Source organism: uncultured Flavonifractor sp., from assembly GCF_944383115.1.
GTDB lineage: Bacteria > Bacillota > Clostridia > Oscillospirales > Oscillospiraceae > Flavonifractor.
This window is the reverse complement of sequence record NZ_CALWOJ010000114.1, coordinates 1-5,787: the sequence shown is the minus strand read 5'-3', so window position 1 is coordinate 5,787 and position 5,787 is coordinate 1. Positions and strand designations below refer to the sequence as shown.

The window sequence follows — 5,787 nt, the reverse complement described above, 5'->3', positions numbered from 1 at the left end:
GCGTCCGGTCCAAGGCAAGGCCGCACTAGTCGGGGAGTTAGCGGTGCCCTGTACCTGCAACCCGCTACAGCAGGGATGAATCCCGGCCCCCGGATCTGCGCTGTATCGTCTGACCCTGGTAAGTGGTGATGATGGATCGGTCCCGCGCAAGGTCGCCCCGTGAACCGTGTCAGGCGGGGAACCGAGCAGCACTAAGCGGACCGTGATCTGTGCCGCGGGGTTCCCGCTCCTGAGCCGGCTGCCAGGGTAACGGGTATAGCGTTGATTCCAAAGGCCGGTGTGCGGTCTTGCCATGTACCGGATGATGGAGGGAGGGGTGAAGCGACGCGGCTTTCCGCATCCTCCGCCCCTCTTTTTTCATTTTTTTGTTGAGGTGATGGGTGTGTATCAGGCATTATACCGAAAATGGCGGCCCCGTACCTTTGATGATGTGGTTGGCCAGACCCATATCACCGATACGTTGAAACGCCAGGTAGAAACAGGCAGGCTTTCCCATGCCTATCTTTTTACTGGTACCCGTGGAACGGGAAAGACCACCTGCGCCAAGATCCTGTCCCGGGCGGTGAACTGTGAGCATCCGGTAAATGGGAACCCCTGCAATCAATGCCCTTCCTGCCTGGGGATCGAAAACGGTTCCATCCTGGATGTGCTGGAGCTGGACGCCGCCTCCAACAATGGCGTGGATCAGGTCCGCGCCCTGCGGGACGAGGCGGTATATACCCCTGCGGCTGTCCGCAAGCGGGTGTATATTGTGGACGAGGTTCATATGCTGTCTACCGCAGCATTCAACGCGCTGCTGAAGATCCTGGAGGAGCCGCCCACCCACCTTATGTTTATCCTGGCCACTACGGAACTGCACAAGGTGCCGGCAACCATCAAGTCCCGCTGCCAGCAGTTTTCCTTTAAACGTATCCTCCCGGGCGACATTGCCGCAAGATTGGCCTATGTGGCCAGGCAGGAGGGACTGGAGCTGAGAGGGGAGGGGGCGGAACTGTTGGCCCGGTTGGCCGACGGTGGGCTGCGCGACGCCCTCTCGCTGCTGGATCAGTGTGCCATTCCGGATGGCCCCATCGGTGAGCAGGAAGTGCTGGACGCCCTGGGCCTGGCCGGCAATCTGGAAACAGCCCGCCTGCTGGAGCAGATTGGCGGCGGTGATACCGCTGCCGCGCTGGAGACCCTGGCCAGACTATACGGCGCAGGCAAGGAAGTTGGCAGCCTGCTGGGGGAACTGTCCGCGTTGGTCCGCGATCTTCTGGTGCGCAAGACGGCGCCCAAAGGCGGAGCCGCGCTGCTGACCGGCGGCTATGACGAGAGTACCATGCGGAGATTGTCCAACTTGTTCCAGACCCAGCGGCTTGCACAGATGCTGGGGCTGCTCCAAACCACCATTGCAGAACTTTCCCGCAGCAACAATCGCCGAACCGATGCGGAATTGTGCTTGATCCGCCTGTGTGATCCTGCGCTGGATGAGAGTTTGGCGGGAATCAATGCCAGACTGTCCCGGGTGGAGGAACTGGTGGCCGGCGGTGTGCCGACTTCCTGCGCGATCTCTCCGGCACCCCAGAAACAGCCGCCTCAGAAAATGCCGACAGAGGAGGACAGGCCGCCTTGGGAAGAGGAGCGGCCTCCGCTGCCGGAGGAGCCGGGCGAGCCGGTGGACAGGATGGAGAAGCCTGGCCCGGCGCCGCAGCAGCCGGCGCGGGAACAGCCCGCCAATGCAGCTGCACCGGCGGGAGATATTTGGCCGGGGCTGGTGGCCGGCCTGCGTGGAAAATTCCCCGCTGTGTATCCGTTCCTGAGCAATCCGGCAGCAGTTCGGGGTGTGCTGGAAGATGCGGTGTTGACCTTGTGGGTGGACACGGAATTTACCAAAAACATGGTGGGGGCAACTGCCGTACTGGAAACATTGGGACAATTGGCAGGTGCGCAGACGGGCCGTCCCGTGCGGTGTTTGGTGAAGGTGGGAACGCCGCCCAAGAGTGCCCAGATGTCAGCAGCCCCTGCTGAGCATGATAATTTGGATGACCTGTTGGCGATCGGCCAGCAGTTTGATAACATTATTATTCAGGAATAAAAGGAGTTGGAACCTATGGCAAAGGGATTTAACAGCCGCGGTTTTGGCGGTATGGGCGGCGGCATGAATATGAACATGATGAAACAGGTTCAGAAAATGCAGCAGGACATGATGAAGATGCAGCAGGAGCTGGAGAACAAGACCTACACCGCTGCTGCGGGCGGCGGTGCGGTGAGCGCCACGGTGACCGGGAAACGGGTCCTGGAGAGCGTCACGATTGATCCTGATGCGGTAGACCCTGAGGACATGGAGATGCTGCAGGATATGATTGTAGCGGCTGTGAACGAGGCGCTGCGGGCGGCGGAGAACGATTCCGCCTCCTCCATGCAGCAGCTCACCGGCGGGCTGAATCTGCCTTTCTGAAATGAAATACAGGGGAAGTGGCCGCCGCTGGGCGGCCATTTCTTATGGCGTTTGTATGCGGTGTTGAAAAAGGAGCGGAACATGGGGACTGGAAAAGAGTTGCAGACATCGGAGCGATTTCGGGTAGGCGCATTGCTGGCTGTCACCGGCGGCCTGTTGGATTCCTATACCTATCTGCTGCGGGGGGGCGTCTTTGCCAATGCGCAGACCGGCAACATCGTTCTCTTGGGGGTACGGGCGATAGAGGGGGATTGGAGGAGCGTACTGCATTATTTGCTGCCTATTCTGGCCTTTGCAGCAGGCGTGCTTGCCGCCGAATGTATCAAAGCATGGCTAAAAGAGGCGCGGATGGTTCACTGGAGACAGGTGACGGTTGGAGTGGAACTGGTGCTTTTGCTGCTGGTTGCGCTGATCCCCCATACCTTGGACGCGCTGGCCAACATATTGGTGTCGTTTGTATGCGCGGTACAGGTGGAGAGTTTTCGGAAGGTTCACGGCAATCCGTTTGCCACCACCATGTGTACCGGAAATCTGCGCAGCGGAACAGAACGCCTGTATCATTTCTTCCGTACCGGCCAGCGTGAATACCTCGGTCAGGCGGCACGGTATGGAGGGGTCATCCTTTTCTTTATTGTGGGTGCGGGCGCAGGAGCATGGTGCAGCAGTATGCTGGGAGTGTATACTGTTGCAGTTGCCTGCATCCCGTTGATTACCGTTCTTCTCCTCATGCGGCGTTGAAAGAGACGGTGTTACGGGCAGTTGAGCAGGGAATTAGCAATGGTACCAGCCAGTCTTCCGCTGTGTTTGATGCTGACTGTCACCGCGGACAGATCGTGACCTTCCTGTATTGCTGGATGGCTGAGTAAACAAAACAAATACAACGAAGCAACTACCCATCATTATATAAGAGAAGGCCCGCCGCAGGTGCAACAGTCTGCGGCGGGCCTTTTTTGAGGGAACTGCCCCTGAGTGACAGCCTTTGTTGGGGCAGACAGCAAAGGCCGGCGTTATTTTGAAATGAGGGAAACGTGATATGTGTTTTAGGAGTGGACGGAATTCTGGCCCTGCTGCCAGTCCCTGTTGAAGCGATGTTCGTTGATCACCAACACCACCAGAGCGGACACGATGGAGATACCGGCAAAAATAATGTAAGTGTACCGCAGGTTACCGCCAGTGATGTTAGAGACAGTACCATTGACCAGGAAGGAAAGGGCGGAGACTGCACCCTGGATAGGGAAAATGACAGAGTTGACCTTGCTGAACCCCTGGCGGCCGTAGACCGAAGTCACCAGAGAGGTGGTAAAATTGGCGGAACCGCCGATGGACATGCCAATCATAAAGATGGATACATAGACGAGAATTGTGTTTTCAGTGGCATTGGCCAGCAGGGAGAGGGCATACCAGATACCGAAGAGAACCATGGATTTTTTGGTGCCCAGCCGCTCGTCCATGTAGCCTACGAACCAGGAACCAATCAGACCGATAAAGGCAACCAGGCTGAGGATAAAGGTAGCCTGCTCGCGGGTAAAGCCCAGTTCCACATTGCGGGAAACCATCTGAGAAACCACGCCCAAAGAGCAGATCTGGAACATGCCGGTGGTGATTGCTACCAGCCAGGTCTCTTTGCAGCACAACAGCTTCTTGGTGGTCCAACCACCGGTGCTGTCCTGAGGGCCATGATAATATTCCTTCTGATAAACTTCGTCGGAAACATTATCCGGGTTGAGACCCCGCTCCTGAGGGGTATTACGGACCAGGATCAGACCCAGTATGCCCAGTACAATGGAGGTGATTGAGATCGGCAGCACACCGTTGCCGATACCCATGCGGCCCACCAGCAGGGTGATGAGGGGCACAAAGGCGACGGAAGCCAGATTGTGGCCCATGGTGGTGTAGCCCATGACGATTCCCTTCTTCTTGGGGAACCACTGGGTTACCAGATCGCCGCCGGAGATATAACCCGCCGACATAACTGCGCCTACCACTACGCACATGCAGACGGTGTACATGACCAGATTGGTGGCGTTACCTACGCCGATGTAGGCGATACCGGCCAGGATCATACATACGCCGGAAGTGATCCGGGCGCCAATGGCACGGTTAATCTGACCTACAATGATGAAAAAGATTACGCCTACCACGCCGGCCACTGTGTTCATGTTTAGCACGGTACCACTGAGAATACCAAACTTTTCTGCAATGGCCGGGGCGGTGACGTTGGAACTGCTGTTGACCATACCGGCGTACAGCCAGAACATGAGCAGACAATAGAGAATGGTACCCCAGCCGTGGAGGCCAAAGTTTACGACAGAGGATTTGTTGCCGTCATTTTTACGACTATTCATCACAATTACCTCCTGATCAAAGCTGGGGGATCCCCAGTGCAGTTTCGGCGTTCCGGAAGTAGAGCTGTTCGGTTTCCTCCTGGCTCAGGGGGAGCTGTCCCAGGAAAGCCATCATATCTTCGATAGATTCAAAGGGGTAGTCGCTGGCAAAAAGAATGCGATCCATACCCAGTACATCCTTGGTACACTGGAAGGCCTCTTTGGACATGTTGCCGCTTGTGGTCACCCAGATGTTATTACGGAAATAATACCGTAGATCCTGATGACATTGAAGGGCGGGATTAGGCAGGAATTTAATACGATTTTCAATGCGCTCCATCAGGAAGGGAAGCCCCTCGCCCAGGTGCCCCAATACCAGCTTGAGATGGGGGATCTCATCAAAGAGACCGGATACCACCATGCGGAGCAGGGTGGTTACAGTATCCACCGTGAATCCCAGGCCGGGGCCGGCAAAGGTAAAGCCGTAGCCCTCATATCGTTTGCCCTCGGGCAGCTGCGGATGAAGATAGACATAGATTCCCAGATCCGCCGATTTCCGAAATAAAGGCCGGTAGCGGGCTTCGTCCGGTGCGGAGTTCCCGTAGTTGGAATGGGTGTGCCAGCTGACAAAACCATACTCAGTGACACAACGCTCCAACTCCGCCAGAGATGCATCAATGTCGCCCACAGGCAGAATTGCGCTGCCAAGGTAGTGGTCTGGATAGCGACGGGTCAGCTCATACAGCGCGGCGTTTGTGGCCTGGCAGGCTGCGATGCTGTCGGAAACCGGAAGCTGTTCTGCACCGGGGGAACAGCTGATAACGGCCTGGGTAATTCCCTGGCGGTCCATAAGGGACAAACGCGCCTCTCCCACATCCAGCAGCTTTTTCAACAGAGGCCCTTGGGGCATGACAATGTTGTCTGTCCAATGAATCACGTCGGTCTTACTGTCGTAGCGGGGGGGGGGGGGGGGGGCGGGGCGGGGGGGCCGGGGGGCCGCAAAGCGGGGGGGAGAGAGGAGGATTT

The 5,787-nt window shown here is 57.1% G+C and carries 5 protein-coding genes and 1 other RNA gene; 4 read left to right on the top strand and 2 right to left on the bottom strand.

Annotated elements, in window-relative coordinates:
* The first annotated feature begins 20 nt into the window (after positions 1–20).
* From ffs to Q0K43_RS10055, 4 genes are all read left to right on the top strand, one after another.
* Positions 21–285, top strand: an RNA gene (gene ffs / locus Q0K43_RS10070) — signal recognition particle sRNA large type.
* 97 nt (positions 286–382) lie between these two features.
* A complete protein-coding gene (gene dnaX, locus Q0K43_RS10065) occupies positions 383–2,074 on the top strand; it encodes a DNA polymerase III subunit gamma/tau (protein ID WP_297290403.1) in 1,692 nt (563 codons plus the stop codon).
* Positions 2,075–2,089: 15 nt separating this feature from the next.
* Entirely contained in the window at positions 2,090–2,437 is a 348-nt protein-coding gene (locus tag Q0K43_RS10060) for a YbaB/EbfC family nucleoid-associated protein (RefSeq protein ID WP_297290402.1), read from the top strand.
* An 81-nt stretch (positions 2,438–2,518) separates the two neighbouring features.
* Positions 2,519–3,175 carry a YoaK family protein gene (locus tag Q0K43_RS10055; protein ID WP_297290401.1) on the top strand — a complete coding sequence of 219 codons (657 nt, stop codon included), beginning with the start codon at positions 2,519–2,521 and terminating at the stop codon, positions 3,173–3,175.
* Positions 3,176–3,477: 302 nt separating this feature from the next.
* Here Q0K43_RS10055 and Q0K43_RS10050 read toward each other — a convergent pair whose 3' ends face one another.
* Positions 3,478–4,782 (bottom strand): MFS transporter, encoded by a 1,305-nt coding sequence (locus Q0K43_RS10050; protein WP_297290400.1) that lies wholly within the window; start codon positions 4,780–4,782, stop codon positions 3,478–3,480.
* Between the two features lie 16 nt (positions 4,783–4,798).
* Complete coding sequence (locus Q0K43_RS10045; protein WP_297290399.1) at positions 4,799–5,785, bottom strand: amidohydrolase family protein; 987 nt, start codon at positions 5,783–5,785, stop codon at positions 4,799–4,801.
* Positions 5,786–5,787: the final 2 nt, after the last annotated feature.

Coding starts and splice junctions, on each gene's coding strand:
- Q0K43_RS10055 (WP_297290401.1), top strand. CDS start 2,519: ATGGGGACTGGAAAAGAGTTGCAGACATCGGAGCGATTTCGGGTAGGC.
- Q0K43_RS10060 (WP_297290402.1), top strand. CDS start 2,090: ATGGCAAAGGGATTTAACAGCCGCGGTTTTGGCGGTATGGGCGGCGGC.
- Q0K43_RS10050 (WP_297290400.1), bottom strand. CDS start 4,782: ATGAATAGTCGTAAAAATGACGGCAACAAATCCTCTGTCGTAAACTTT.